28 protein-coding genes and 1 tRNA gene are annotated in these 24,893 nt (G+C 74.0%); 14 read left to right on the forward strand and 15 right to left on the reverse strand.

Features of this window, described 5'->3' with window-relative positions; translation table 11 throughout:
- Nucleotides 1-39 precede the first annotated feature (39 nt).
- From DMH08_RS03070 to DMH08_RS03080, 3 genes are all read left to right on the forward strand, one after another.
- Nucleotides 40-726, forward strand: a complete 687-nt coding sequence (locus DMH08_RS03070) for an LppX_LprAFG lipoprotein (RefSeq protein ID WP_026405635.1) — start codon at nucleotides 40-42, stop codon at nucleotides 724-726.
- Complete coding sequence (locus DMH08_RS03075; protein ID WP_125611564.1) at nucleotides 723-2,288, forward strand: MFS transporter; 1,566 nt, start codon at nucleotides 723-725, stop codon at nucleotides 2,286-2,288. Before DMH08_RS03070 ends, DMH08_RS03075 begins: the two co-directional genes overlap by 4 nt.
- Nucleotides 2,289-2,454: 166 nt before the next feature.
- Nucleotides 2,455-3,117, forward strand: coding sequence for an Rv1733c family protein (locus tag DMH08_RS03080; RefSeq protein ID WP_125611566.1), 663 nt, complete (start codon nucleotides 2,455-2,457; stop codon nucleotides 3,115-3,117).
- A 3-nt stretch (nucleotides 3,118-3,120) separates the two neighbouring features.
- Here the strand turns inward: DMH08_RS03080 and DMH08_RS03085 are convergent, their stop codons facing one another.
- On the reverse strand, nucleotides 3,121-4,431 hold the full coding sequence (locus DMH08_RS03085) for a PucR family transcriptional regulator (protein ID WP_233617368.1): 1,311 nt from the start codon (nucleotides 4,429-4,431) through the stop codon (nucleotides 3,121-3,123).
- Between the two features lie 180 nt (nucleotides 4,432-4,611).
- Between DMH08_RS03085 and DMH08_RS03090 the strand changes: the two genes are divergently transcribed.
- From DMH08_RS03090 to DMH08_RS03110, 5 genes are read left to right on the forward strand one after another with little or no spacing between them, the layout of a single operon-like run.
- Nucleotides 4,612-5,427, forward strand: coding sequence for an ABC transporter ATP-binding protein (locus tag DMH08_RS03090; RefSeq protein WP_026405633.1), 816 nt, complete (start codon nucleotides 4,612-4,614; stop codon nucleotides 5,425-5,427).
- Nucleotides 5,424-6,254: an ABC transporter ATP-binding protein gene (locus DMH08_RS03095; RefSeq protein WP_125611568.1), complete on the forward strand. Its 831-nt coding sequence runs from the start codon at nucleotides 5,424-5,426 to the stop codon at nucleotides 6,252-6,254. Before DMH08_RS03090 ends, DMH08_RS03095 begins: the two co-directional genes overlap by 4 nt.
- Complete coding sequence (locus tag DMH08_RS03100; RefSeq protein WP_026405632.1) at nucleotides 6,251-7,141, forward strand: branched-chain amino acid ABC transporter permease; 891 nt, start codon at nucleotides 6,251-6,253, stop codon at nucleotides 7,139-7,141. Before DMH08_RS03095 ends, DMH08_RS03100 begins: the two co-directional genes overlap by 4 nt.
- Nucleotides 7,134-8,258 carry a branched-chain amino acid ABC transporter permease gene (locus DMH08_RS03105; RefSeq protein ID WP_026405631.1) on the forward strand — a complete coding sequence of 375 codons (1,125 nt, stop codon included), beginning with the start codon at nucleotides 7,134-7,136 and terminating at the stop codon, nucleotides 8,256-8,258. The genes DMH08_RS03100 and DMH08_RS03105 overlap by 8 nt, the downstream gene beginning before the upstream one ends.
- A complete protein-coding gene (locus tag DMH08_RS03110; RefSeq protein WP_125611570.1) occupies nucleotides 8,255-9,520 on the forward strand; it encodes an ABC transporter substrate-binding protein in 1,266 nt (421 codons plus the stop codon). The genes DMH08_RS03105 and DMH08_RS03110 overlap by 4 nt, the downstream gene beginning before the upstream one ends.
- A 139-nt stretch (nucleotides 9,521-9,659) precedes the next feature.
- Here DMH08_RS03110 and DMH08_RS03115 read toward each other — a convergent pair whose 3' ends face one another.
- The 5 genes from DMH08_RS03115 to DMH08_RS03135 all read right to left on the reverse strand — a co-directional run bounded on the left by DMH08_RS03115 (nucleotide 9,660) and on the right by DMH08_RS03135 (nucleotide 14,705).
- Nucleotides 9,660-10,139, reverse strand: coding sequence for a MarR family winged helix-turn-helix transcriptional regulator (locus DMH08_RS03115; RefSeq protein ID WP_125611572.1), 480 nt, complete (start codon nucleotides 10,137-10,139; stop codon nucleotides 9,660-9,662).
- Complete coding sequence (locus DMH08_RS03120) at nucleotides 10,136-11,599, reverse strand: MFS transporter (RefSeq protein ID WP_026405628.1); 1,464 nt, start codon at nucleotides 11,597-11,599, stop codon at nucleotides 10,136-10,138. Before DMH08_RS03120 ends, DMH08_RS03115 begins: the two co-directional genes overlap by 4 nt.
- 97 nt (nucleotides 11,600-11,696) lie before the next feature.
- Nucleotides 11,697-12,527 carry an ABC transporter ATP-binding protein gene (locus DMH08_RS03125; protein WP_125611574.1) on the reverse strand — a complete coding sequence of 277 codons (831 nt, stop codon included), beginning with the start codon at nucleotides 12,525-12,527 and terminating at the stop codon, nucleotides 11,697-11,699.
- Between the two features lie 2 nt (nucleotides 12,528-12,529).
- Nucleotides 12,530-13,582, reverse strand: coding sequence for a FecCD family ABC transporter permease (locus tag DMH08_RS03130; protein WP_125611576.1), 1,053 nt, complete (start codon nucleotides 13,580-13,582; stop codon nucleotides 12,530-12,532).
- A 64-nt stretch (nucleotides 13,583-13,646) separates the two neighbouring features.
- The gene (locus DMH08_RS03135; RefSeq protein WP_026405625.1) at nucleotides 13,647-14,705 is read right to left on the reverse strand and encodes a FecCD family ABC transporter permease; all 1,059 of its coding nucleotides are present in this window, start codon (nucleotides 14,703-14,705) and stop codon (nucleotides 13,647-13,649) included.
- Between the two features lie 132 nt (nucleotides 14,706-14,837).
- Here DMH08_RS03135 and DMH08_RS03140 point away from each other — a divergent pair, with 132 nt between their 5' ends.
- On the forward strand, nucleotides 14,838-15,857 hold the full coding sequence (locus tag DMH08_RS03140; protein ID WP_026405624.1) for an ABC transporter substrate-binding protein: 1,020 nt from the start codon (nucleotides 14,838-14,840) through the stop codon (nucleotides 15,855-15,857).
- Nucleotides 15,858-15,868: 11 nt separating this feature from the next.
- Entirely contained in the window at nucleotides 15,869-16,693 is an 825-nt protein-coding gene (locus DMH08_RS03145) for a siderophore-interacting protein (RefSeq protein WP_026405623.1), read from the forward strand.
- 35 nt (nucleotides 16,694-16,728) lie between these two features.
- Here DMH08_RS03145 and DMH08_RS03150 read toward each other — a convergent pair whose 3' ends face one another.
- Both DMH08_RS03150 and DMH08_RS03155 read right to left on the reverse strand, forming a co-directional pair.
- A complete protein-coding gene (locus tag DMH08_RS03150; protein WP_125611578.1) occupies nucleotides 16,729-17,955 on the reverse strand; it encodes an outer membrane protein assembly factor BamB family protein in 1,227 nt (408 codons plus the stop codon).
- Complete coding sequence (locus DMH08_RS03155; RefSeq protein WP_125611580.1) at nucleotides 17,952-18,509, reverse strand: DUF6939 family protein; 558 nt, start codon at nucleotides 18,507-18,509, stop codon at nucleotides 17,952-17,954. Before DMH08_RS03155 ends, DMH08_RS03150 begins: the two co-directional genes overlap by 4 nt.
- 69 nt (nucleotides 18,510-18,578) lie before the next feature.
- On the opposite strand from DMH08_RS03155, the gene DMH08_RS03160 reads away from it, so the two are divergent.
- Nucleotides 18,579-19,031, forward strand: a complete 453-nt coding sequence (locus tag DMH08_RS03160; RefSeq protein ID WP_125611582.1) for an NUDIX domain-containing protein — start codon at nucleotides 18,579-18,581, stop codon at nucleotides 19,029-19,031.
- Between the two features lie 30 nt (nucleotides 19,032-19,061).
- On the opposite strand, the gene DMH08_RS03165 is transcribed toward DMH08_RS03160, so the two are convergent.
- From DMH08_RS03165 to DMH08_RS03175, 3 genes are all read right to left on the reverse strand, one after another.
- Entirely contained in the window at nucleotides 19,062-19,262 is a 201-nt protein-coding gene (locus DMH08_RS03165; RefSeq protein ID WP_125611584.1) for a hypothetical protein, read from the reverse strand.
- A gap of 160 nt (nucleotides 19,263-19,422) precedes the next feature.
- A complete protein-coding gene (locus DMH08_RS03170; protein ID WP_125611587.1) occupies nucleotides 19,423-19,596 on the reverse strand; it encodes a DUF397 domain-containing protein in 174 nt (57 codons plus the stop codon).
- Nucleotides 19,568-20,404: a Scr1 family TA system antitoxin-like transcriptional regulator gene (locus DMH08_RS03175; RefSeq protein WP_125611589.1), complete on the reverse strand. Its 837-nt coding sequence runs from the start codon at nucleotides 20,402-20,404 to the stop codon at nucleotides 19,568-19,570. The genes DMH08_RS03170 and DMH08_RS03175 overlap by 29 nt, the downstream gene beginning before the upstream one ends.
- Before the next feature lie 117 nt (nucleotides 20,405-20,521).
- Here DMH08_RS03175 and DMH08_RS03180 point away from each other — a divergent pair, with 117 nt between their 5' ends.
- Nucleotides 20,522-20,917: an ATP-binding protein gene (locus DMH08_RS03180; protein WP_125611591.1), complete on the forward strand. Its 396-nt coding sequence runs from the start codon at nucleotides 20,522-20,524 to the stop codon at nucleotides 20,915-20,917.
- Nucleotides 20,918-21,054: 137 nt separating this feature from the next.
- Here DMH08_RS03180 and DMH08_RS03185 read toward each other — a convergent pair whose 3' ends face one another.
- Nucleotides 21,055-21,474 (reverse strand): helix-turn-helix domain-containing protein, encoded by a 420-nt coding sequence (locus DMH08_RS03185; RefSeq protein WP_026405621.1) that lies wholly within the window; start codon nucleotides 21,472-21,474, stop codon nucleotides 21,055-21,057.
- Nucleotides 21,475-21,513: 39 nt separating this feature from the next.
- Here DMH08_RS03185 and DMH08_RS03190 point away from each other — a divergent pair, with 39 nt between their 5' ends.
- Nucleotides 21,514-22,347: a class I SAM-dependent methyltransferase gene (locus DMH08_RS03190; RefSeq protein ID WP_125611593.1), complete on the forward strand. Its 834-nt coding sequence runs from the start codon at nucleotides 21,514-21,516 to the stop codon at nucleotides 22,345-22,347.
- A gap of 180 nt (nucleotides 22,348-22,527) precedes the next feature.
- On the opposite strand, the gene DMH08_RS03195 is transcribed toward DMH08_RS03190, so the two are convergent.
- Nucleotides 22,528-22,600, reverse strand: a tRNA-Asn gene (locus DMH08_RS03195).
- A gap of 149 nt (nucleotides 22,601-22,749) precedes the next feature.
- Between DMH08_RS03195 and DMH08_RS03200 the strand changes: the two genes are divergently transcribed.
- The gene (locus tag DMH08_RS03200; protein WP_034521293.1) at nucleotides 22,750-23,019 is read left to right on the forward strand and encodes a YtxH domain-containing protein; all 270 of its coding nucleotides are present in this window, start codon (nucleotides 22,750-22,752) and stop codon (nucleotides 23,017-23,019) included.
- A gap of 9 nt (nucleotides 23,020-23,028) precedes the next feature.
- On the opposite strand, the gene DMH08_RS03205 is transcribed toward DMH08_RS03200, so the two are convergent.
- Nucleotides 23,029-23,520 (reverse strand): hypothetical protein, encoded by a 492-nt coding sequence (locus DMH08_RS03205; protein ID WP_125611595.1) that lies wholly within the window; start codon nucleotides 23,518-23,520, stop codon nucleotides 23,029-23,031.
- Between the two features lie 17 nt (nucleotides 23,521-23,537).
- Nucleotides 23,538-24,845, reverse strand: a complete 1,308-nt coding sequence (locus tag DMH08_RS03210) for an MGH1-like glycoside hydrolase domain-containing protein (protein ID WP_125611597.1) — start codon at nucleotides 24,843-24,845, stop codon at nucleotides 23,538-23,540.
- Nucleotides 24,846-24,893 lie beyond the last annotated feature (48 nt).

A 24,893-nucleotide genomic window follows, 5' to 3' on the forward strand; every position in this document is an offset into this window, starting at 1 on the left:
GAGTGACGCACGGCGGTACCCGTCGGTAGGGTCCCGTCCATGTCCAGACGCATCCTCGCCCTCGTCTCCTTCCTCCTCCTGCTCGGCGCCGTCGGCGCCTGCGACGGGGACGGCGGGTCGGGCGGGACGGAGCGGGCCGACTTCGACGGCGCGCAGGTGATCCGGCGGGCGGCGCAGGCCATGGGGGACCTGAAGAGCGTCGCGTTCACCGTGTCGACGCAGGACGAGACGCCGATCATGGTGAAGGGCGGCGACCTGAAGCTGCTCCGCAACGGGGACGCCGAGGGCACGCTGACGGTCGAGCAGTCCGGGCACGCCGTCGAGATGAAGGTCGTCGCGGTCGGCGACAGCATCTACCTGGACGCCGGGACGGGCGGCTGGCGGCGGGCCCCGAAGGCGCTCGCGGCGACGATGTACGACCCGTCGGCCGTCCTGGACCCGGAGCGCGGCATCGCGAGCCTGCTGTCGTCGCTGGAGGCGCCGGAGGCGGAGGCCGTCGAGGAGGTCGGCGGCAAGGAGGCGTACCGGGTGGCGGCGACGCTGCCGCAGGACCGGATCGGCGGCCTGATCCCGGGGATCGACGCGGACCTGCGCGGGCAGGTGTGGGTGAACAAGGACGACGGGCGGCTGGTCAAGGTGCGCGGCGCGTTCCCCGAGGGGAAGGGCGCGGTGGTCATCGAGTTCACCGAGTTCGACGCCGCCTACAAGATCAGCGCGCCCCGGTGACGGACGGGGCGGCCGGAGCGGGGCCCGGCGCGGCGGGCGCGCGGCGCCGCGTCGCGATCGGCGCGGGCGGGGCGGTCGTGCTGCTCGCCGCGCTCGACGCCTACGTCGTCACGACCGTCCTGGTCACGATCGTCGACGACCTGGGGCTGCCGGTCAACCGGCTGGAGCGCGTCACCCCGATCCTGACGGGGTTCCTGCTCGGGTACGTCGCGGCGATGCCGCTGCTCGGCCAGCTGTCGGACCGGTTCGGGCGGCGGCCGCTGCTGCAGGCGTGCCTGCTGTTCTTCGCGGCGGGCTCGGTGGTCACGGCCCTGGCGCAGGACGTCCCGGTGCTGACGGCGGGCCGGGTGGTGCAGGGCGTCGCGGGCGGGGCGCTGCTGCCGGTGACGATGGCGCTGGCCGGCGACCTGTGGGCGGAGCGGCAGCGGCCGGTGGTGCTCGGCGCGGTGGGCGCCGCGCAGGAGCTCGGCAGCGTCCTCGGCCCGCTGTACGGCATCGGCGTCGTCGCGCTGCTGGACGACTGGCGGGCGATCTTCTGGATCAACCTGCCGCTGACGGCGCTGGCGATGGCCGCGGTGCACGTCGCGGTCCCGGGCGGGCGGCCGGCGGGACCGCGGCCGGGCGTGGACGCGGTGGGCGGGCTGCTGCTCGCGGCGGGCCTCGCGCTGCTGGTCGGCGGCGTCTACAACCCCGAACCGCAGGAGTCGGCGCTGCCGCCGTGGGGCGCGCCGCTGCTGATCGCCGGGGCCGTCGCGCTCGCCGCGTTCGTCCTGTGGGAGGTCCGGACGCGCACGCGGCTGTTCGACCTGTCGGGGGTGCGGCGGGGGCCGCTGCTCGCGACGCTGGGCGTGAGCCTGCTGTCGGGCGCGGCGCTGATGGTCACGCTGGTGGACGTCGTGCTGGTGGCGCAGACCGTCCTGGACAAGGACGACGTCGAGGGCGCCCTGCTGCTGACGCGGTTCCTCGTCGCGCTGCCGATCGCGGCCGTGGCCGGGGGCGCGGCGGCGCGCCGGTTCAGCGAGCGGTGGCCGATGGCGGCCGGGATGGCGGTCGCGGCCGGCGGGTACCTGCTGATCGCGGCGTGGCCCGCCGACCTGGCGAACGCGTCGTACGGGCCGCTGCCGCGGATGGACGTCGACCTGGTGATCACCGGGCTCGGCCTCGGCCTGGTGATCGCGCCGGTGTCGTCGGCGGTGCTGCGGTTCGTCCCGGCGGCCCGGCACGGCGTGGCGTCGGCGGCCGTGGTCGTCGCGCGGATGATGGGGATGCTGCTCGGCATCGCGGCGCTGTCGGCGTGGGGCTTCCACCGGTTCCACGCGCTGACGGCCGAGCTGCGGCCGCCGCTGCCGTTCACGATGTCGGACGCGGAGTTCGACCGGGCGATGGACGTCTACCTGGCCGCGGTGGAGGAGGCGCTCCGCACCGAGTACCGGGAGATCTTCCTGATCACGGCGGTGCTGTGCGCGGTCGGCGCGCTGCTGGCGCTCGCCGCCGGGAACCGGCGGGACGGCGCGGCCCCGCCCGCCCCGCGCGAACTGGAGGCCGACCCGGCGGGGCGCTGATCCCCGGACGCGCCCGCCGTTTTCGGTCACGGATGCGGCATAGCGGGCCCGATCCGGGAAACGATTCGGCCATGGGCGCCGTGCCGTTCAGTGATCTCGGGAATATCCTGGCAAACGACGAGCAAGGCCCCTTGCCGGGAGGCGCTCCCCGGGGAGGTGACGAGAGATGCGCAGGTCCGGTTCCGGTCGCGGCGACGGCCATGGCGAGGGCGGGCCGAACCGCCGGTCGCGGGCGACCGCTCCAGCACGGCCGCACACGCCGCTGCGCAGGAGACTCGGCCTGGAGCACAACGAGCTGCGCCGCCCGGTCGACCGCGTGCAGCGGCTGCTCGGGTTCGCCCTGCTGCTGATCTTCCTCGGCGTCGCGCCGCCGCTCGCGGTGTGGGCGGGGTCGGTGTCGTACACGGCGGGGGCCCGCGCGGAGGACGCCGAGCGGCAGGACCGGCAGCGCGTCACCGCGACGGTCACCAAGACCGGCGGGACGGCCGCGTCGGGCGACCGGTTCGTCCACGAGACCGTCCAGGCGACGTGGCCGGGCCCGGACGGCAAGCCGCGCGCCGGGACGCTGCCGAGCTGGCGCGGCGTCGACATCGGCGACCGGCGCGCGATCTGGGTCGACGGGGCGGGCGAGCCGACCGTGGCGCCCCGCCCGCACAGCCGCACGGTCACCGACGCGGTGTACGCGGGCACCGCCGCCGTCCTCGGCGCCGCGCTCCCCGCCGCGGTGGCGTACGGGCTGGTCCGGCGGCACTGCGACCGGCGCCGCGACGCGCTGTGGGACGCCGCCTGGGCGCGGCTGGACGCCGCCGGGCACGGCCCCCGCTACTGAGCGTCAGGGCCGCCCGGTGCCCGCGAACCGGGCCGCGTCGAGGGCGAGCGACAGCTCCACCACGTCGCGCGGGCGCTGCAGCGAGCGGGACGTCAGCTGCTCCAGCCGCCGCAGCCGGTTGAACACCGTGTTGCGGTGGCAGTAGAGGCGGCCCGCGGTGCGCATCGCCGACCCCTCGCACTCCAGCCACGTCTCCAGCGTCTCCAGCAGGATCTCCCGGTCGGCGGCGTCGAGCGCGTCGAGCGGCCCGAGGACCTGCGCGTTCAGCAGCCCGGCCAGTTCGGGCTGGGCGGCGACGAGGGCGCCGGGCAGCCGGTCGTCGAGCCGCACGACCCGCCGCTCCCCCGGCCGGCAGGTGGCCAGCGCGGTCTCGGCGAGCCAGCGGGCGCGGCCGAGCCCGGCGAGCCCGTCGACGACGGTGCTGACGCCGGCCTCGCCGGGGACGAGGTCGCGCAGCGCGGCGGCGACGTCCTGCGGCTCGCGGTCGCCGAGCGCGACGACGCCGACCTCGCCGTCGGTGCGCATCCGCCAGACGAACCGCAGCCCGTCCAGCTCGTCGGGCCGCTCGAAGCCGGGGTCGCGGCGGGCGGCGCGCAGCACCACCACCGCGTACCGGCCGCGTTCGGGCAGGTCGAGGGCGGCGGACGCGGCCTGCGCGAGCCCGCCGTCGGCGCCGCGGCCCTCCAGCAGCGCGTCCAGCAGGGCCTGGACGCGCTCGTCGCTGCGCCGCAGCATCTCCGACTCGGTGCGCCGGTACACCTCGGACGCGACCGTGGACTGCTGCTCGACGATGTGCCAGACGGTGCTGGCGTAGCGCAGCAGGTCGGCCATCGCGTCGGGGCCGTCGTCGGTCACCTCCTCGATCAGCGCCTCCCAGACGACGCGCCCGCCGATGCGGAAGCTGCGCAGCAGCGACTCCAGCGGCATGCCCTGCTCGGCGCGGCGCCGCCCGACCCGCTCGGCCTCCGACAGGTCGGGGCGGCGGCCGCGCGCCTTCGGCCCGCGCCGGACGAGGCCCGCCTCGAGGCAGGCGCGGACCGACTCCCAGAACTCCTCGCGGGGCACGAAGTCGGTGTAGAGCGGGTCCTCGGCCAGGACCTCGGCGACGAGCCGGTCGGCGAGCTCGGGGATGCGGTCGTGCATCCGGCCGGCGATCGTCCGCAGCCGGACGCGCGCCGCGCGGGCGGCGTCGGCCCGCGGGGCGTCCGGGTCGGCGGTCCCGGGCGCGGCGCCGGCCGCCGAGTCGACGGCGGCACCGGTGTCCAGGGCGGCATCGGCGCTGGTGAGCGGCATGAACGACCTCCGGTCAGGCATCTGCCGACACAGTGTCATGGATCACACCGAACGAACGCAATGCCCCGCGTCGGAGGCTGTGCTCGGCACACAACCCGAATGCCGTTCGATTGGATCCCTGCCCCGTCTTGCCGCGCGCCCGTAGACGCCCCCGCGGGGCCCGTGCTGGGGTGCCTGCCACACGACTTGCAGGAGGCGCGCATGGCGAACGGGACCCTCGAGGTCCGCGATCTGTCGGTGAGCTACGGCCGGGCCGTCCGGGCCCTGCGCGGGGTGTCGCTGGAGGTACCCGCGGGCTCGGTCACGGCCGTGCTCGGCGCGAACGGGGCGGGCAAGACGACGCTGCTCCGGGCGATCTCGGGCACGCTCCCGTTCCACCGCGGCGCGGTGGAGTCCGGCGCCGTCCGGTTGGGCGGCCGCACACTCTCCGGGCTCCGCCCCGCGGCCGTGGTGGCCGCCGGGGTGGTGCAGGTCCCGGAGGGGCGGCGGGTGTTCGGGCGGCTCACGGTCGAGGAGAACCTGCGGGCCGGCGCCCTCGGCGCCCGCGACCGGTCGGGGACGGCGAAGTCCCGGGCGCGCGTGCTGGAGCTGTTCCCCATCCTGGCCGAGCGGGCCGGGCAGCGGGCGGGCCTGCTGTCGGGCGGCGAGCAGCAGATGCTCGCGATCGGCCGCGCGCTGATGGCGCGCCCGTCCGTCCTGCTGCTGGACGAGCCGACCCTCGGCCTCGCGCCGCTGATGGCCGAGCGGATCGCGGAGACCGTCACCGAGATCAACCGGCAGGGCACCGCGATCCTGCTGATCGAGCAGAACGCCGCCCTCGCGCTGGAGCTGTCGTCGACCGCGCACGTGCTCGAGGTCGGCGCGGTGACGCTGCACGGGCCGTCCGCGGAACTGGCGGCGAGCGACGAGGTGCGGCGCCGCTACCTGGGCGTCGCCGACGACGACGCGGCCGCGGACGCCGCGGAGGCCGAGCGGACGGCCGGCTCCGCCCCGACGCTCGAGAGGTGGACGGGATGAGCGAGCTGACCGTCACCGGCCTCACGGTCCGGTTCGCGGGGCTGACGGCGCTGGACGGCGTCGCCTTCACGGTCGCGCCGGGCAGCGTGCACGCGGTCATCGGGCCGAACGGCGCCGGGAAGTCCACCTGCTTCAACGTCCTGTCCGGCGTCTACAAGGCGACCGAGGGCAGCGTCCGGTTCGGCGGGACGGAGCTGACCTCGCTGCGCCCGGACAGGATCGCCGCGCTCGGCGTGGCGCGGACGTTCCAGAACATCGCGCTGTCGCGGAACCTCACGGTCGAGGACAACCTCATGCTGGGGCGGCACCGGCTCACCAGGGCGGGGTTCGTCGCGGCCGGGCTGCGGCTGCCGCACGCGCGCCGCGAGGACGCCCGGCACCGGGCGCGGGTCCGCGACATCGCCCGGTTCGTGGGCGTCGAGGAGTACCTCGCGGCGCCCGTCGCGGGGCTGTCGTACGGCGTGCAGAAGCGGCTCGAACTGGCCCGCGCCCTCGCGCTGGAGCCGCGCCTGCTGCTGCTGGACGAGCCGGTCGCCGGGATGAACGGCGCCGAGCGGGTGCGGATGGCGGAGGTCATCCGCCGCGCCCGCGCCGACCTCGGCGTCTCGATCCTGCTGGTGGAGCACGACATGGGGATGGTCATGCGGCTCGCCGACGAGGTGACCGTCCTGAACTTCGGCAAGCGCATCGCGAGCGGCCCGCCGGACGAGGTGCAGCGCGATCCCGCGGTGATCCGGGCGTACCTGGGCGGCGCGCACACGGAGACCGGCCCGGAGGCCGACTCGCAGCCCGGCCCGCGGGCCGGCACGGAAGAGGAGAAGGCTTGAGCACCTTCATCGAGCTGGTGATCAACGGGCTCTCGATGGGGGCGGTGTACGCGCTGATCGCCCTCGGCTTCGTGATCATCTTCAAGGCCACCGAGGTGGTGAACTTCGCGCACGCCTCGCTGCTGCTCGTCGGCGGCTTCATCACGGCGAAGCTGCACGAGCACATCGGCTTCTGGGCCGCGCTCGCCGCGGGCATCGCGGGCGCCGCGCTGATCGGCGCGCTCGTCGAGGTGCTGGTGCTGCGGCGGGCGCGCGCCGAGAACCACGCGGTGCTGGCCATCGTCACCATCGGCGTCGACATCGTGCTGACGACCGAGCTGACGCGGCAGATCGGCACCGAGGTGCTGTCGATGGGCGACCCGTGGAAGAGCCAGGTCGTCACCTTCGGCGGCGTCAGCATCGCGCAGACCCGCATCGCGGCGCTGCTCGTCGCGGCGCTGCTGATCGCGGCGTTCCTCGCGGCGTTCCGCTACACGTCGTGGGGCGTGGCGATGCGCGCCGCCGCGGAGGACGGCGAGACGGCCGCGCTGATGGGCATCCGGCTGACCCGGGTGTCGCTGAGCGCGTGGGCCGTCGCGGGAGCGCTGGCGGCGGTCGCCGCGCTCTTCCTCACCGTGTTCCCGACGCCCGGCCTGGACCGCAGCACCTCGTTCGCGGCGATGAAGGCGTTCCCGGCGGCGATCCTCGGCGGCCTGGACTCCACGACCGGGGCGCTGGCGGGCGGCCTGATCATCGGCCTCACCGAGTCGCTCGTCACCGGCTACCAGGGCGACCTGACGTTCCTGGGCCGAGGGATCGGCGAGGTCGCCCCGTTCGTGGTCATGATCGTGATCCTGCTGATCCGGCCCGCCGGGCTGTTCGGCACGAGGGAGCTGACCCGTGTCTGAGCGCGCGTCCCGCCGTGTCGGCGGCCCCCTGCTCGCGACGGCCGCCGCAACGGCCGTCCTGCTCGCCGTCCCGTTCTACGTGGACGCGTTCTGGCTGCAGACCGGCCTGTTCGCGATGTCCGCGGCGATCGGCGCGATCGGCCTGAACCTGCTGACCGGCGCCACCGGGCAGCTGTCCCTCGGGCACGCGTTCTTCCTCGCGGTGGGCGCGTACGGGTACGTGTACCTGGCGTCGGACTCCGACCCCGACCACGGGCTCAGCGGGCTCGGGCTGCCGACGCCGCTGGCGTTCGTCGGCGCGATCCTGCTCGCCGGGATCGCGGGCGGCCTGTTCAGCCCGATCTCCGGGCGGCTGCGCGGCACCTACCTCGGCATCGCGTCGCTCGCGCTGATCTTCATCGGGCAGCACGTGCTCTTCAACGCCGAGAGCGTCACCGGCGGGTTCAACGGCCGGGACGTCCCGCCGATGGAGATCTTCGGGTTCGCGTTCGCCGACAGCCCCGAGTTCGTCCTGTTCAACGTGCCGCTGGGCGCGCTGGAGCGGCTGTGGTTCCTCGGGGTCGCGCTGCTGATCCCGGCGGTCTGGATCGCCCGGGGCATCCTGCGGGGCCGCCCGGGGCGGGCGATGAACACGATCCGCGACCACGAGGTGGCGGCGGCGGTCATGGGCGTCCCGGTGGCCCGCTACCGCGGCGGCGTGTTCGTCCTGTCGTCGATGTACGCGGGGGCGGCGGGCGCGCTGCTGGCGCTGGCGTTCCGCCGGACGGTCCCCGAGTACTTCGGCATGTTCCTGTCCCTCGACTACCTCGCGATGATCGTCATCGGCGGACTCGGGTCCGCGGCCGGGGCGGTGGCGGGCGCGGTGTTCGTCTCCGTGCTCCCGCAGCTCCTCACCCGCTTCGGCAACGATCTCCCCCTGGTCGCGGAGCCGGGCTCGGAGGGGGTCTCCCCCGCCGAGGCCGCCCGCATCCTGTACGGCGCCGCCGTCGTCGCCGTCGTCCTGTTCCTGCCCGGCGGACTGCTCGGGCTCTGGACGCGGCTGCGTCTCGCCGCGGCCCGGCGCCGGTCCGCCCGATCACTGCACCGACTCGATCAGAAAGAGGAGCAACCGGCATGAAGCGTAAGGTGCGCATCACGGCGGCGGCCGCCCTGGCCCTCGTCCTGCCGCTGGGCGTGACGGCCTGCAGCGGCAAGGCGACGGGCGGCTCGGGCGGCACCGACGCCGACGGCGTCAAGGTCGGCACCGGGGTGACCGACGACGTCATCAAGATCGGCGTCGAGACCGACCTGACCGGCGTCTACGCGCCGCTCGGCAAGAGCCTCACGCAGGCGCAGCAGCTGTACGTCGAGGAGGTCAACAAGGCCGGCGGCGTCTGCGGCCGGGATCTGGAGCTGGTCGTCCGCGACCACGGCTACGACGTGCAGAAGGCCGTCTCCGCCTACAGCGAGCTGCAGGGCGAGGTCATCGGCATGCCGCAGTTCATCGGCTCGCCGATGGTGACGGCGCTCAAGCAGCGCATCGAGACCGACAAGATGTTCATCCTCCCCAACGCCTGGTCGACGACGCTGCTCGGCAGCAAGTACATCCAGGTCACCGGCACCACCTACGACGTCGACATGATCAACGGCGTGTCCTGGCTGGTGGAGGAGGGGATGGTCGAGAAGGGCGACAAGGTCGGCCACGTGTACTTCGAGGGCGACTACGGCGAGAGCGCGCTGAACGGCTCCAAGGCCGCGGCCGAGAAGTACGGCCTGGAGCTGGTCGAGCAGAAGATCAAGGCGACCGCGACCGACATGACGGCGCAGGCGTCCGCCCTGGAGAGCGCGGACGTGAAGGCGATCCTGATGAGCGCCGGCCCGCGCCAGTCGGCGTCGCTCGCCGGGATCGTCCGCAGCCGCGGCGTGGCCGCCCCGATCGTCGCCAGCAACTCCGGGTTCTCCCCGCAGCTCCTGGAGACCGAGGCCGCGCCCGCGCTGCTCAAGGGCTTCTACCTGACCAGCGCCGGCGCGCCGATCGGCTCCGACCTGCCCGCGGTCAAGAAGCTCGCGGACGCGTACGGCAAGAAGTACCCGGGGCAGCCGCTCGACAACGCGGTCGTCAACGGCTACACCAACGCGGTGATCTTCGTGGACGCGCTGAAGGAGGCGTGCGAGGCCAAGGACCTCACCCGCGACGGCGTCATCAACGCCCACCGGGCCCGCAAGTCCTACGACACCGGCTACGGCACCCCGATGGACTTCTCCACGTGGACCGAGCCCGCCACCCACAAGACCTACATCCTGCGGACGGACAAGGAGGCCCTCGGCGGCCTGGTCGTCGAGCGGGAGGCCGCGGCCTCCGAGACCGCGACCGGCTACGAGGTCCCGGTCGGCAAGTGACCCGCTGACCGGCCGGGCCTCCCGCCGGTCCGGCCGGCCCGCTCCCCCGCGCGCCCGGCGCCCGCCCTCCCCGGCGGGCGCCGGGCGCACGCGCGTCCGGGGCCGTTCGTCCGCCGGGGGTTCGGAGTTCGCCGGGGGTTCAGAGTTCGGCGGCGAGGCGGGCCGCGATGCGGTCGAGGGCGGCGAGGTCCTCGGGCGGCAGGTCGCGCAGGGCGGGCGGCGGGGTGTTGAGGACGCGCTCGGCCTCCGCCGCCGCCGCGCGCCCGGCGGCGGTGGCCGTGACGAGCTTGGAGCGCCGGTCGCCGGGGTTGACGGTCCGCTCCGCGAGGCCGCGGCCGACGAGGTCGTCCACCACGAGGGTCGCGTAGGGGCGGTCGGTGACCAGCTCGTGGGCGAGGTCGCGCAGCGTCATCGGGGCGGGCGCGGCGGCGATGCGGCACAGCGCCTTCATCCGGAAGAAGCTCATCCCGAGCGCCGCGGTGGCCTCGCGGCGGCGGTCGCCGCGCTCCAGGATCGCGAGCCGCAGGTTCCGCCAGGCGCGGGCGGCGGGATCGGTCCCGGGCGCGGACGCCGGGGCGGTGGCGGCGCCGGGGCCGCTCGGGCGCTCGGTGTGGGTCATCGGGTGCTCGCTCCGGTGCTGGCCCCGGTCGCGGGGCGTTCGGCGGGGTCGAACAGGTCGGCGACGCGCGCCGCGCTGCGGACGGCCCGGCGGCCGGTGGTGGCCGTCCCGAGCAGGAGCACGGCGGCGGAGCAGCCGACCACCACCCAGTATGCCGGGCGGGCCGCCGCCGCGAAGGCGGACGCGGCGGACGTCCCGGCGGTCCCGGCGGCGAGCACGGCACCGATGACCGCGACGCCGAGGGCGCTGCCGATCTGCCGGCTGGTGGAGGTGACGGCGGCGGCGACGCCGGCCTGCGCGCGCGGCATCCCGGACACCGCGGTGTTGGTGATCGGCGCGTTGACCATGCCGAACCCGATGCCGAACAGGACGTACGCGGTGAACAGCGCGGCGTCCCGCGTCTGGGCGTCGGCGACGGCGAACAGCAGGCCGCTCGCGAGCATCGTCGCGCCGGCGATCTGCAGCGGGAGGCGCGGGCCCCGGCCGGCGACGATCCGCCCGGACAGCGCGGCGCACACCGCCGTCGTCCCCGCCATCGGCAGCAGGTAGAGCCCGGCGTGCAGCGCGGACAGCCCGCGGACGTTCTGCAGGTAGATCGTGTTGATGAACAGGAACCCGGCGAACCCGGCGAACCCGGTGATCGCGATCAGCGTCGCGCCGGAGAACGGCACGCTGCGGAAGAACCGCAGGTCGATCAGCGGTTCGGGGACGCGGCGCGCGTTCCGGACGAACGCGGCGAGCGCCGCGGCGGCCGCGGCGGCGGCGCCGAGCACGGCCGGGTGCGTCCAGCCGAGCCCCGGCCCCTCGATGATCGCGAACGCGGTCCCGCCGAGCAGCAGGATCATCATGCCCTGCCCGGCCGGGTCCGGGCGGCGCGGCCGCTCGGCGCGCGACTCGGGGACGAACAGGGCGGTGAGCACGAGCGCGGCGAGCGCGATCGGCACGTTCAGCCAGAAGATCGCGCGCCAGCCCACGAAGTCGACCAGCAGCCCGCCGACGAGCGGCCCGAGCGCCATGCCGAGCCCGACGACGGCGCCCCACACGCCGATGGCGCGGGCCCGCTCGCGCGGTTCGGTGAACACGTTCGTGATGATCGACATCGCGACGGGGTTGAGCATGGACCCGCCGACCGCCTGGACGGCGCGGGCGGCGACGAGCCAGCCGAGGGACGGCGCGAGGCTGCACAGCACCGAGCCGAGCGCGAACACGGCGAGGCCCGTCTGGAACGTGCGGCGGCGGCCGAGCCGGTCGGCGGTCGCGCCGGACGTGATCAGCAGCGAGGCGAGCACGATCAGGTAGGCGTCGATCGCCCACTGGAGCCCGGACAGCGAGGTGTCGAACTCGCGCTGCAGGGTGGGGAGCGCGACGTTGAGGATGGTGTTGTCCAGGCTGACGATCAGGAGGCTCATCGAGCAGATCGCCAGGACCAGCAGTTTCCGGCGCGGACCGAGTTCGGTCACGACCCTCCGATCGTTGTACACCTACAATTGTTTTGAGCGTACAACGATCTCGCGGACGTCCCGGCGGCGCCGCGGACCCGCGCGGGCCCGGGGACGGTCAGCTCAGGACGGGGGCGGGGGCGCGGGTGCGGGCGGCCGGCACCACCAGCGGCGTGCCCGTCTCGGGGCAGTCGATCACCCGGCACGGCAGCCCGAACACCTTCTCGACGAGGTCGGCGGTCACGACCTCGGCGGGCCCGCCCTCCGCGACGATCTGCCCGTCCCGCATCGCGATCATGTGGGTGGCGTACCGCGAGGCGTGGTTCAGGTCGTGCAGGACGGCCACGACCGTGCGGCCCTCCTCGTGCAGGCGCGCGCACAGGTCGAGGATCTCGATCTGGTGGGCGATGTCGAGGTAGGTGGTCGGCTCGTCCAGCAGCAGCAGGGGCGTCTGCTGGGCCAGCGCCATCGCGATCCACACGCGCTGCCGCTGCCCGCCGGACAGCTCGTCCACGCTGCGGTCCGCCAGCGCCTCGACGCCCGTCGCGGCCATCGACTCGCCGACGACCCGCTCGTCCTCCTTCGACCACTGGCGCAGCAGGCCCTGGTGCGGGTACCGGCCGCGCGCGACGAGGTCGGCGACCGAGATGCCCTCGGGCGCGATCGACGACTGGGGCAGCAGCCCGAGCGTCCGCGCGAGCTTCTTGGCCGGCCAGCCCGCGATCGGCTCGCCGTCCAGGACGACCGACCCGGCGGTCGGCTTGAGGATGCGGGCGAGCGCGCGCAGCAGCGTCGACTTGCCGCACGCGTTCGGCCCGACGATCACCGTGAACGAGCCGTCCGGGACGACGACGTCGAGCTCCCGCGTGATGGTGCGCTTGTCGTAGGCGAGCGTGAGCCCGCTGCCGGACAGCCGCGCGTCCCCGCCGGGACGAAACCCGTTCTTCATCGTCAAATCCGTCCCCTCTTGCGTTCGGCCACCAGGAGCCAGACCAGATATCCGCCGCCGAGCAGCCCGGTCACGACGCCGACCGGGAGCTGCCGCCCCGGGAAGGCGTTCTGCGCGACCCAGTCGGCGGCCACCAGCAGCGCCGCGCCCATGCACGCCGCGGGCAGCAGCCCGGGGCCGGTCGCCCGGCTCAGCCGGCGGGCGAGCTGCGGCGCGGTCAGCGCGACGAACGCCACCGGGCCCGCCGCCGCCGCGGCGAACGAGACCAGCAGCACCGCGGCGCCCAGCATGATCAGCCGGGCGCGCTCGATCGGGACGCCGAGCCCGTGCGCGGCGTCGTCCCCCATCTCCAGCATCCGCAGCGCGCGGCCGCAGCCGACCAGGACCAGCGGCCCGAGCACGGCCAGCGCGACCAGCAGCGGCGCGACATCGGCCCAGTCGCGGCCGTCCAGGCTGCCGGTCAGCCACAGCACCGCCCGGGCCGCCTCGGTGATGTGCGCCTGGGTCAGCAGGTAGCCGTTCACGCCGGTGAGGATCGCCGCCGTCCCGATGCCGACGAGGATGAGCCGCTGCCCGTGCGCGCCGTTCCGCCCGGCCACCGCGTAGATCAGCAGGCCGGTGACCGCGCCGCCCGCGACGGCGCCGGACGCGACCGCCGCGCCGCCGCCCCCCGCCAGCACGATCATTAGCAGGACGCCGGTGGACGCGCCCGAGGTGAAGCCGAGGATGTCCGGGCTGCCGAGCGGGTTGCGGGTGAGCGACTGGAAGATCGCGCCGCCGAGCCCGAGCGCCGCGCCGACGGCCAGGCCGGTCGCCACCCGCGGCAGCCGGATCTCGTTGACGATCAGCGACTCCGCCGGGCCGCCCTGCCCGAGCAGCGTGCGGACCACCTCGGCGGGCGTCATCGGGAAGTCGCCGGTGCCGATGAGCAGCACCCCGACGGCGAGCGCGACGACCGCGCAGCCGCCCGCGACGGCGAGCGCGCGCGGCTGGTAGCGGAGCGAGACCCCGGCGGGCGTGCGCAGCACGGCCGTGCGCGCGGTGCGGGCCGTCACGAGACCTCCTTTCCGCGGGGGCGGGCCCCCGCCGCGGACCGCGGCACGCGGTCGTTCCGCTCCTTCATGCGGCGGCCTTCCCGGACCGGCCGAGGCGAGGGCGGCGGACGAAGTAGAGGAACACCGGCCCGCCCACCACGGCCATGACGACGCCCACCTGCAGTTCCGAGGGCCGCACCAGGACCCGTCCGAGCACGTCCGCGGCGAGCATCAGCGCCGGGGACAGCAACGCGCAGTACGGCAGCAGCCAGCGCAGGTCGGGGCCGGTGAGGGCGCGGACGAAGTGCGGCACCATCAGCCCCACGAAAACGATCGGGCCGCACGCGGCCGTGGCCGCGCCGCACAGCACCGTCACCGTGACGATCGCGACGCCACGGGCGCGCGCGGGCCGCGCGCCCAGCGCGCGCGCCGCGTCCTCGCCCATCGCCAAGGCGTTCAGCGGACGGGCCAGGAGCAGCGCCAGAACGAGTCCGATGGCGACGAACGGGGCGACCCGCACGACGGTGTAGTCCTGCGCGGCGGCGAGGGACCCGACCGTCCAGAAACGCATGCGGTCCAGCGACGCGGTGTCGAGGAGCTGGACGGCGTTGACGTAGGAGAACAGGGCCGCGTTCAGCGCGGACCCGGCGAGCGCGAGCCGCGCCGGGGTGGCGCCGCGCCCGCCGCCGACCGCGTACAGCAGGACGGCGACGACGCCGGCGCCCGCGAACGAGAACCACACGAAGCCGGTGAACGAGACGACGCCGAGGAACGAGATGGCCGAGACGACCGCGGCGGCGGCGCCCGCGTTGATGCCGAGGATGCCGGGGTCGGCGAGCGGGTTGCGGGTCAGCGCCTGCATGACCGCGCCGGCGAGCCCGAGGGCCGTCCCGGCGAGCAGCCCCAGCAGCGTGCGCGGCAGCCGCATCTCGTGGACGACCGTGTAGGCGTCCGACGCGGGGTCGATGAGACCGTTCCACGCCTCGCCGAGCGAGAGCGGCTTCGCGCCGACCGCGAGGCTCAGCAGCGCGATCACCAGCAGCAGCGCCGCCGCGGCCGCCAGCCCGGCGGCCCGCGCGGGTCCGCGCGGCCCCCTCGGCGGGACGTCCACCGGCACGGCCGGCGGGGACTGCGTCAACGTCACGGGCGGTCTCCGGGGACGGCGGGGACGCCGCGCAGGGCCCCACACTATGGACAACGGCTTAGGTTAGGTTAACCTAAGCGACCATCGGGGGCGCAATACAACCATCTTATTTGATTGAGAGTTACGTCCGAAATGTCTGATTTTTCTGCTCGTCAGTTCACCCGCCGCGGTTTCCTCGGCGCGAGCGGCGCCGCCGCGCTCGGCGCCGTCCTGGCGGCCTGCGGCGGCGACGGCGGGAGCGTGTCCTCCGGCGGGGGCGCCTGGTCCTTCACCGACGACCGCGGCGAGAAGGTCGACCTGAAGGCGCGCCCGAAGCGCGTCGTCGGCTACGTCGGGACGGCCGCCGCCCTCTACGACTTCGGCGTCGACGAGCAGCTCGTCGGGGTGTTCGGCCCCACGAAGCTCCAGGACGGCTCCCCCGACCCGCAGGCCGGCGAGCTCCCGGTGGACCGCCTGGAGATCATCGGCAACGCGTTCGGCGAATTCAACATCGAGAAGTACGCCGCGCTGCGCCCCGAACTCCTCGTCGACAACATGTTCGTCGACGGCGAGCTGTTCTACGTCCCGGTCGAGAGCGCCGACAAGATCTACGCGCTGGCCCCGAGCGTCGCCATCTCCACCGGTGCCGTCTCGCTCACCAAGCCGCTGCAGCGGATGGCCGACCTCGCCGCCGCACTCGGCGCCGACCTCGGCGCCGCCAAGGTCACCGAGGCGAAGGCCCGGTTCGACAAGGCCGCCGAGTCGGTCCGCGCCGCGGTCAAGGCCAACCCGGGCGTCCGGGTGCTCGCCGCGTCCGCGAGCCCCGACCTGTTCTACGCGTCCAGCCCCGACAAGAACTGCGACCTCATCTACTTCAAGGAGCTCGGCGTCGAGCTCATCACCCCCGAAAAGCCCGGCGCCAACGGCTACTTCGAAGAGCTGAGCTGGGAGAACGCCGACCGCTACGCCGCCGACGTCATCCTCCTCGACAGCCGCACCCAGGCCCTCCAGCCGAAGGACCTCGGCGACAAGGCGTCCTGGAAGGACCTGCCCGCCGTCAAGGCCGGCCAGGTCCACCCGTGGGAGGCCGAGCCCCGCTTCTCCTACCTCGGGTGCGCTCCGATCCTCGAGAACCTGGCCAAGGCCATCGAGTCCGCGAAGAAGACCGGCTGAAAGGCTCCGCCATGACCACTCCCACGCACCCCTACGGCCTGTTCGACCTGCACGTGGTGCGCTCCGAGCGGCTCGGCCCGTCCATGGTCCGCGTCACCCTGGGCGGCTCCGGACTGGACGGCTTCGTGTCCGCCGGGCGCGACCAGCGCATCAAGCTGTTCTTCCCGCACCCGCACCAGGACGCCCCCGTCATGCCGGAGAACTGGACGGCCGAGACCTGGTTCGAGGACTGGCGCGCCATGGACCCGGACGAGCGCGGCATCATGCGCTCCTACACCGTGCGGGACCAGCGCCCCGGCGAACTCGACATCGACTTCGCCCTGCACCTCGACGGCGGCTCCGGGCCCGCCGCGAACTGGGCCGCGGCCGCCGGGCCCGGCGCCCGCATCGCCGTCCTCGGCCCGACCGGCCCCGACAACGGCGGCTACGACTTCCGCCCGCCCGAGGGCGCGCCCGTCGTCATCGCCGGCGACATCACCGCGCTCCCCGCCGTCGCCGGGAACCTCGCGTGGCTGCCCGCCGGCACCCCCGCGCAGGTGTTCGTCCACGTCCCGCACGACGACGACCGCCAGGATCTGCCCACCAAGGCCGACGCCACGATCGCCTGGGTGCCCGACCTGCTGGAGGCCGTCCGCGCCGCCGACGTCCCGGACGGCGCCTACGCGTGGCTCGCCGGGGAGTCGTCGGTCGTCAAGTCGCTGCGCCGCCACCTCGTGAACGAGCGCGGCATCGACCGCCGGTCGGTCACGTTCTGCGGCTACTGGCGGCGCGGCGCCAGCGAGGAGGACCTGCTCGCCGAGGTCGTCGCCGGCGGCAGCCCGCACACCGAGGAGTGATCACGGGGGCGCGGCCCGCCCGCACCCCCGGACCGTCAGCGCAGGAGCCGCACGGTCTCCCCGGTCTGCACCAGCAGGGAGCCGTCTCCGGGGACGAGGAGCGCGGGCTCCTCCTCGTACATGAGGGCGTCCTCGTCCAGCGGGACGCCCGCCGGCTCGCCGCACGCGAACGTCCATCTGGTCAGGCCGGTCGCCGCCTCCACCGCGACGACCGTGCCGTCCTCGGTGACGGCGTGGACGGCCCCGCCCGCGACCACCGGTGAGCCGACCGGGACGCCCGGCAGCGCGCCGCGCCAGACCGGCTCGGCCGTCCGCGCGTCCAGCGCGGTCAGCGACGCCTCGTCGGGCCCGGCGTCGAGGTGGGCGCCGACGGAGTCGAACGCCGCCGTCGCCGTGACGCACAGGAGCAGGCCGTCCGTGGACGCCGGGGCCTTCAACGGCCCGACGTGGTGCCGCCCGGGGGCGGGAGCCCACGTCAGTTCCCGGGAACCGGTCCGCAGGTCGCAGCCGATGAACTCCACGGCGTCCCAAGGCTGAGGGTGGGGGCCCGCACCGTCTTCGTGGCGTCGCAGCAGGGTGAACCACACGCGGCTCCCGGCGATCACGGGATGCGTCAGGCCGGGGATTTCCCAGTCGCCCTTGTCGTCCCCGGTGACCCGGGCGGGGGCGGCGCATTCGGCGTTCTGCCGGTCCCCGGCCGACCAGAGCGGCTCGCCCGTCCCGTACCGGGAGGCGTGGACCCCGCCGTGGGAGCGGTGGCCCGCGAAGCCGTCCGCCACGACGAGGACGCCGTCGTGGACCGCCGGCGGCGCGAGAAGACCCCCGCGTCGGACCCGCCAGAGGGAAGCATCGGTGACCAGATCGACCGCCCTCGCGCCGTCCACGAACAGGACGCCGTCGAGGGCGCTGATGTGCTCGCCGCTGACGCCCCGGACCCGGGCCGCCCGGCCGGTACGGCGATCGAGTTCGATGATCTCTTCCTCATGGACGTGCAGGACCCCGGTGGGCGTGATGACGGCCGAACCGGAGACCGTCGCGGGCCCCCGGCCGTTGTGGTGGGACCAGCGCCTCTCCCCGGTCCCGGCGTCGAGCCCGTGCACACCGCCGTCCACGTCGAAGACCACGACGAGGTCCCCATCCCACGCGGGTGAACCCGTCAGCCGAGCGTCGCTCCGGAAGGCCCAAGCCGTCCTCGGACTCTGGGAGATGTCCGCACCCGCGTATTCGCCGGTACGGCGGGCGTTCCCGAAGGGTGTGCTCATCCCGGGCCCCTCCGCGCCGCGTCGGCGACCGTCCCGGAGCCGACCCACGACCGGACGAGCGCCGCGTGCGACAGCGGCGTCCGCACGTCGGCGACGTCCCCGTTGACCGTGTAGTCGAGCAGGACGACGTCCCCCGTCGCCCGCAGCCGCTCGACCAGGTCGCCCAGCCGGTTCTCGAGCACCCACCGGTACGTGGGCAGGTAGATCTCCCGCCGGGCCCGCTCGTACGGGACCAGTTCGTCCCCGAGCCGGTGCCCGAGCACGGGCCCGTGCCTGCGGACCGTCCGTTTGAGCCCCTTCATCGAGGTGACGCGGAACTTCGACGGGTCGACGTCGTCCCCCTCGAAGACCTTCAGCCCCTGCCACACACCCTCGACCGACGCGCTGACCGTCCCGGGCATCCCGGGGACGGGCACGTCCCCGTGCGGCCAGAACGGGCTGAACCGCACCCAGGGCTCGGGGCCCTTCGACGTCACGTCCACGACGGCCGCGCCCGGAAACTCGGCCTCCAGCGACTTCGCCCCCCGCCGCCGGCTCGCCACCCAGATCGCCATCCCCCCACCCTCCCACCCGCCCCCGACAACACGGTGCGCCCGAGTACCGCTCCGGGTACATGAACCACCATGCGAGACGAGTACGGCTCCGTGCAGGTTCGCGCCACAGGCGTCCTTATCGAGGACGGGCGGCTCCTCCTCCTGGACCAGGACACCGGAGACGGCCGCTCCTGGACGCTCCCCGGCGGGAAGGTGGAGCCCGGCGAGCCCCTCTCCGACGCGCTCGTCCGCGAGATGCGCGAGGAAACGGGCCTCGAGGTCGACCCCGTCCGCCTCCTCTACGTCTGCGACCACCTGACCGGCGGCGCCCACGTCCTGCACATCACGTTCGAGACCCGCCGCACGGGCGGCGCGCTCGGCGCCATCGCGGGCGCCGACACCCGCCCGGTCCGTGCGGTCGCGTTCGTCCCGCTCGCCGACCTGCCGGGCCTGGGCTTCGCCCAGCGGTTCGCCGATCTGGCGCAGGCGGGCTTCCCCGGCGCGGGCTCGTACATGGGCCCGAAGGCGAACATCGGCCTCTAACCCGCCCCGCACCCGCGAGTGGCCGCCGGATCAGAACGGCGGCTCGTCCGCCAACGAGGAGGTGGGGAAGTTCGCGCGCCACTCCGCCTCGCGCTTCTGCGCGGCGACGTACAGCGCCGCCGGGCCCCTTTGCCCATAGATCGTCCCCTGGTGGAGAAGGTTCTCCGCGAGGTGGAAGAGCGCTCCGGCGACCGCCTCCCGGTCACCCGAGGCCAGGGCCGCCAACGCCACCGGCGTGGACGGCACCGGCCCCCACGGATGGTCCGGCCCTCGCTCGGAAGAGGCGCTGTCCAGCGCGTTTCAGTCGGTCTCCACGAGCACCGCACGCGGATCCGGCAGTTCCCCGATCGTCACCCGACGATCATCCCAACCCGGCGCACAGATTCGAGCGTCAGCGCTTCAACGCGGCCAGCAGTGCCCGGAACACCTGGCGGTCCAACGCAAGGTGCCCGGCCTCCGGCGCCTTGGAGTCGCGTACAGCGATCTCCTCGGCAAAGCGAGCAACCTCAACACACTCGCTTCCTACCTGGGTGCCGCTATAGCTGCTCTTGCGCCACGTCGTCATCACCGAACGCCTCCATCACCTGCTTGATCAACGCTGCGGACTGATGCTCAGCAATGGCCTTGGCACTGATCCGAGCGAAGGTGATCGCAAACTCCGCGACCTCCACTGGCGACGATACAAGACGGCCACCCCCGAGGGATTCGGTGTAGACGACCTCCCCGAAGTCATCGCCGGTCACAAGCTTGAAACCGCCGTCCAACCCGGGATAAGCCCCTGTGGCGAATGTCTGCGGGATCACGTGAACGACCACATTGGGTCGGCTCGCCACGTCCAGAATGTGCGCAAGCTGTGCACGCATGATTTCTGGGCTCCCCACCGGCCAGCGCAGGGCGCTCTCACTCAGCAGCACCATGACGAACGCGGAGTCGACAATGGTTTGGCGCCCTACCCGCTCTGTGACCGCCGGGTCCGGATCCGAGGCACCCCCGCCCAGGAATAGCGCCCTGGCATAGTCCTCGGTCTGGAGGAGGCCGGTTATCAGCGTCGGCTCGAAGATCCGGATCATGCGGGCCTGCTGCTCGAAGGTCTTGTATTCGGCCAACCACTGGGGATCGTGGCCGATGCTGGCGTACCAGACCAGGAGCGAGAAGACGCCGCCTGTGTTCCATTCCTTGTCCAGGAGGGCGGCTCGTTGCCCGTCGAGGCGGTCCACGCCGTTCTCGATGCGGGAAACGGTCGCCTTGCTCGTCTTGATGACGCGGCCGACGGCCTCGCCGGAGAGACCGCGCTTGTTACGGCAGAAGCGCAGGTAGAAGGCAATGAAGTCCCACATGCTGCGCTTGGGGTCGGGGGGAGGGTTGGTCGCCACGGGCGTTCTCCACACGTCTCGTGTTGTTGCGAGTGCGCTCGGTACACACCCCAGCGTAAGCGCGTTGCGTGACTCTGTGTCGTGGTTCACACATTCTCCGACACGGAGGTCACGCGTATGTCAGGTACGGCGGTCGCGCCGGAGGTGCCCACGTTGGTGCTGGAGGCGGACGAGCGGGCGCCGGGGGCGGCTCGGCGGTTCGTGTCCGGGGTGTTCCGGGAGTTGGGGATACCCGACGACTTCACGGGGCAGCTCGTCGTCTGCGAGCTCGTCACGAACGCGCTGCGGCACGGCGCGGGCCCGATCGTGGTCCGGGTGTTCCGGGACGAGCGGGACGGGCTCGTCGTCATCGACGTCTGGGACGCCGGGACGGGACGTCCGGTGGTGCGGCCGGAGAACCACGCCGCGATGTCGGGGCGCGGGCTGCCGCTGGTGTCCGCGCTGACGCGGGCGTGGGGCGTCCGGGAGCTGAACGGGGGTGCGAAGGCGGTCTGGGCGAAGTGCGACGGCTGACCGGTCCCGTCCGTTTCCTCGTCGTCCGCTACCTGCGACGGGAGGCGATCGGGCGGATGCACGAGGCGTTCGACCTCGCCGAGCGGGGCGATGCGACGGGCGGGGTCGAGCGGTACTCCTCCGCGAGGTTCCTGTGGCTATGCGTCGAGGCCCTGTCTCGCGGGGATGTCGCCGGGCAGGGCGTCGTGCAGGATGCCGCGGAAGGTGGGGCACTCGGTGTGGCGGGGCGCGGGGCAGGCGGCGGCGTGGCGCAGGGAGTCGCGCAGGACGGCGAGTTCGGCGATCTTCCGGTCGAGTTCGTCCGCCTTTCCGGCGAGCATCTCGCGGTCGATGTCGGGGCGCCCGTCGGGGCCGAACATGCGGGCGATCTCGTCCAGGGAGAAGCCCGCGGCGCGGCCGAGGGCGATGAGGGCGAGCCGTTCCAGCACGCCGGGGTCGAACTGGCGGCGCAGGCCCCGCCGTCCGGTCGAGGCGATCAGCCCTCTGGTTTCGTAGTACCGCAGGGTCGAGGCGGGGACGCCGGCGCGCCGTGACACCTCGGCGATGTCCAGATCCATCTTGACCTCAAGTCGACTTCAAGTAGCAGAGTGTCGGGCATGGATCGCGAAGTCAAGGAGGCGGACGTGGCGGAAGAGGCGTCGCACTGGAACAGGAGCGCGGGGCAGGCGTGGGTCGAGACCCAGGACCTGATGGACGGGATCTTGAAGCCCATGGAGGAACTGCTCGTCGAGGCGGTTCCGGCCGGGGGCCGGGTGCTCGACGTCGGGTGCGGGACGGGCGCGACGACCGTGGCGGTGGCGCGGCGGTCGGACTGCACGGGGATCGACATCTCGGAGCCGATGGTCGAGGCGGCGCGGGCCCGCGCCGAGCGGGCGGGCGTCGCGGCGCGGTTCGTCCGCGCCGACGCGGAGGACCACGCGTTCGAGCCGGGGTCGTTCGACACGGTGATGTCGCGCTTCGGCGTCATGTTCTTCGGCGACCCGGTGCGGGCGTTCGCGAACCTGCGGCGGGCCACGCGGGACGAGGGCGCGCTGCGGCTCGTGGTGTGGCGCGGGGAGGAGGAGAACCCGTTCATGACGACGGCCGAGCGCGCGGCGGCGCCGCTGGTGCCGGACATCCCGGAGCGGAAGCCGGACGCCCCCGGGCAGTTCGCGTTCGCCGACGCGGGCAGGGTCCGCGGCATCCTCGAGGACGGCGGCTGGGGCGGCGTCGACGTCCGGCCGGTCGACGTGGAGTGCGTCATGCCCGAGAAGGACCTCGTCACGTACATCACGCGGTTCGGGCCGCTGGGTCTGGTGATGGACGAGGTGCCCGAGGCGGCGCGCGAGGAGGTCGTCGGAACGGTGCGGGCGGCGTTCGACCCGTACGTGCACGGCGGCGAGGTCCGGTTCACCGCGGCCCTGTGGATGATCGCCGCGCGGGCGTCCTGAGAAGCGTGAGGCCCCGTCCAGAAGACCGGGCGGGGCACCCTTCCGAGCCCCCAGGCCCCGAACGAGAAAACCCCCCGACAGAATCGGGGGGTTCCGGGGGGTCGCCCCCCCGAGCAAGCACTGCGGGCCCCGGCGAAGCCGAAACCCGAAGGGTTCGGCGAGCAGGCGTGGCCGCCTCGGCTCCCGCGATTGGACTCGAACCAATAACCTGCCGGTTAACAGCCGGCTGCTCTGCCGATTGAGCTACGCGGGATCGTTGCGTGCGTCGGGGGTTTCGGTCCCCCTCGGCGCGTCTAGGTTAGCGCATCTCGGGGGTGGTTCGCGCACGTGTCATGGGTGGCGGCGGCGATCGTGGGTATGGGCTCCGGCATCATCCGCTCTTACCCGGGGGTTGGAACCACCATGAAGCACCGCATGACGTTCATCGCGGGCGCCGCGATCGGCTACGTCCTCGGGACGAAGGCCGGTCAGGAGCGCTACGAGCAGCTCAAGCGGTTCACGCGGCAGTTGCAGGAGAACCCGAACGTGCAGGAGGCCACCGGCATGCTGCGGGCCAAGGGCGAGGAGTTCGCCGGGGCCGCGAAGAGCAAGGCCGGGAACATGCGCGGCGCGAAGGGGCAGGTGCCGGAGCAGGCCGAGCACCAGGAGCGCCCGACCGTCCATCCCGGCTGAGGGGCCCGGCTACAGGCCCGTCTGGCGCCGCAGGTCCTCGAGGATCTGCTCGGCGCGGGCGCGCAGGCCCGGGTCGTCCGGGTCGAGGCCCGCGTCGAACACGAACGTCCAGCGCACGTCGCCGCCGGTGGCCGGGCGCCGCCCGGCGATGCGGACCCCGCCGCCGCCCGGCAGCTCGGCCCGGTGGCTGACGGCGACGGTCGCGGTGACGCGCTCGCGGATCGTCTCCGGGACGGACCCGGGCTCGGTGAGCCGCACGTGGTGCGCGGCGCGGGAGGTCTCGGTGACGTGCAGCCAGCCGTCCTTCCACGCGGCGGTGTCGACGCGCTCGTAGGGGATGCGGGCGAACCCGCCCTCGGGGGTCGGCAGGTGCAGGGCCGTCGTCGTGGCGGCGACGTGCGAGCCGCCGCGGGTGGGGGCGTGGGCGAGGACGCGCTCGCCCCGCTCGAGCGGGAGCGCGGCGCGGAGGTCGGCGGGCAGGGAGCCCCGGAGAAGGCGCATGCCCCGAATGTAGGCGATCAGGCGGCGCGCGGGGCCCGGCGGGCGCCGAGGAGGTCGAGGACGAGCGCGGCCGACCACGAGTGGTCGTGGCCGCCGCGGCCGGAGCCGTCGAAGGGGTCGAAGAACTCGCGGAAGCCCGACTGCCGGACGAGCCGGAGCGTGGAGCCGTAGAGGAGGTCGGCGACGACGGGGAGCCCGTGGACGAGCGCGCCGTACCAGAGCAGCCAGTTGGTGCTGATCCAGGTGGGCCCGCGCCAGTAGCCGGTGCGGTCGAACGCCGGCGACTGGATGTCGCACGTGGGGACGGGGTACCCGGCGGCCCCGGCGAAGCGGGCGGACAGCAGCAGGTCGACGAGGGACCGGACGATCGGGGCGGGCAGTTCGGGATCGAGCAGGGGCCCGAACGCGGTGATCGTCACGGTGGGCAGCAGCCGCCCGCCGCGCAGGTCGCGGGCGCGGAAGCAGCCGGTGTCGGGGTCCCAGAGGCGGTCGATGAGGGCCCGGTGGACGCGCGCGGCGCGTTCCCGGTGGGGCGCGGGGTCGGCGCCGGCGATCTCGGCGAGTTCGGCGAGCGCGTGCGTGGACGCGAGGTAGGCGGCGTTGACGAGCGGGTCCTCGACGGCGAACGGGTGCGCCTCCCGGATGTGGCCGGGGCTGTAGGCGGTGTCGCGGAGCAGGGTGACGAGCCGGACGTACCGGTCGTAGTCCTCGCCGGTGGGGAGCGCGCGGGGGCCGCGGGCCGGCGCGAAGGCGTCCGGCGGCAGTTCGAGGGCGCCGAGCGGACGGTCCCAGGCGGGGCTGTTGTCGAGGCCGGACTCCCACGGGTGGCAGATCGCGATGAGGCCGCTCGACTCCAGGTCGCGCACCTGGGCGAGGTAGCGGTGCTGGGCGGCGAGCATCGGGTAGATGCGGGCGGCGAACGCGGCGTCGGGCGCGGCCCGGTGCAGGCGCAGGGCGACGAGGGCGTGCAGCGGCGGCTGGGTGATGCCGGACGTGCGGACGCCGCGGGGCGCGGCGAGCTGCCGGTCGCTGCACCACAGCTCGGGGCCGGGGAAGAACGCGCGCCGGTCGAGGTCGGGGTTGAACACGATGTGCGGGAGCATCCCGTCGGCCCACTGGCCGCGGAACAGCGACAGCAGCTCGCGGCGGGCGCGGTCGGGGCGGTGCCGGGCGAGGCCGAGGGCGGCGAACGCCGAGTCCCAGCTCCACTGGTGCGGATACAGGCCGGGCGACGCGGCGGTCGCGGCGCCGGTCCAGTTGGCGTCCAGCACGCACGCCGCGGCCTGCCACAGCGCCGTCTCGTCTCCGGTCAGCCGGGAGCTCATGTGTCCGTGCGGCCCTCCTCACTGACGATTGTGACGCCATATCGGTGC

Origin of the sequence: Actinomadura sp. WAC 06369 (assembly GCF_003947565.1) — a bacterium.
GTDB lineage: Bacteria > Actinomycetota > Actinomycetes > Streptosporangiales > Streptosporangiaceae > Spirillospora > Spirillospora rifamycini.

Bases quoted from the DNA above. Each gene is read 5' to 3' on its own strand.
- DMH08_RS03110 (WP_125611570.1), top strand. From the start codon at position 8,255: ATGAAGCGTAAGGTGCGCATCACGGCGGCGGCCGCCCTGGCCCTCGTC.
- DMH08_RS03080 (WP_125611566.1), top strand. From the start codon at position 2,455: ATGCGCAGGTCCGGTTCCGGTCGCGGCGACGGCCATGGCGAGGGCGGG.
- DMH08_RS03190 (WP_125611593.1), top strand. From the start codon at position 21,514: ATGGATCGCGAAGTCAAGGAGGCGGACGTGGCGGAAGAGGCGTCGCAC.
- DMH08_RS03070 (WP_026405635.1), top strand. From the start codon at position 40: ATGTCCAGACGCATCCTCGCCCTCGTCTCCTTCCTCCTCCTGCTCGGC.
- DMH08_RS03125 (WP_125611574.1), bottom strand. From the start codon at position 12,527: ATGAAGAACGGGTTTCGTCCCGGCGGGGACGCGCGGCTGTCCGGCAGC.
- DMH08_RS03185 (WP_026405621.1), bottom strand. From the start codon at position 21,474: ATGGATCTGGACATCGCCGAGGTGTCACGGCGCGCCGGCGTCCCCGCC.
- DMH08_RS03155 (WP_125611580.1), bottom strand. From the start codon at position 18,509: ATGGCGATCTGGGTGGCGAGCCGGCGGCGGGGGGCGAAGTCGCTGGAG.
- DMH08_RS03095 (WP_125611568.1), top strand. From the start codon at position 5,424: ATGAGCGAGCTGACCGTCACCGGCCTCACGGTCCGGTTCGCGGGGCTG.
- DMH08_RS03085 (WP_233617368.1), bottom strand. From the start codon at position 4,431: ATGCCTGACCGGAGGTCGTTCATGCCGCTCACCAGCGCCGATGCCGCC.
- DMH08_RS03205 (WP_125611595.1), bottom strand. From the start codon at position 23,520: ATGCGCCTTCTCCGGGGCTCCCTGCCCGCCGACCTCCGCGCCGCGCTC.
- DMH08_RS03145 (WP_026405623.1), top strand. From the start codon at position 15,869: ATGACCACTCCCACGCACCCCTACGGCCTGTTCGACCTGCACGTGGTG.
- DMH08_RS03210 (WP_125611597.1), bottom strand. From the start codon at position 24,845: ATGAGCTCCCGGCTGACCGGAGACGAGACGGCGCTGTGGCAGGCCGCG.
- DMH08_RS03150 (WP_125611578.1), bottom strand. From the start codon at position 17,955: ATGAGCACACCCTTCGGGAACGCCCGCCGTACCGGCGAATACGCGGGT.
- DMH08_RS03170 (WP_125611587.1), bottom strand. From the start codon at position 19,596: ATGACGACGTGGCGCAAGAGCAGCTATAGCGGCACCCAGGTAGGAAGC.
- DMH08_RS03090 (WP_026405633.1), top strand. From the start codon at position 4,612: ATGGCGAACGGGACCCTCGAGGTCCGCGATCTGTCGGTGAGCTACGGC.
- DMH08_RS03180 (WP_125611591.1), top strand. From the start codon at position 20,522: ATGTCAGGTACGGCGGTCGCGCCGGAGGTGCCCACGTTGGTGCTGGAG.
- DMH08_RS03115 (WP_125611572.1), bottom strand. From the start codon at position 10,139: ATGACCCACACCGAGCGCCCGAGCGGCCCCGGCGCCGCCACCGCCCCG.
- DMH08_RS03160 (WP_125611582.1), top strand. From the start codon at position 18,579: ATGCGAGACGAGTACGGCTCCGTGCAGGTTCGCGCCACAGGCGTCCTT.
- DMH08_RS03200 (WP_034521293.1), top strand. From the start codon at position 22,750: ATGAAGCACCGCATGACGTTCATCGCGGGCGCCGCGATCGGCTACGTC.
- DMH08_RS03140 (WP_026405624.1), top strand. From the start codon at position 14,838: ATGTCTGATTTTTCTGCTCGTCAGTTCACCCGCCGCGGTTTCCTCGGC.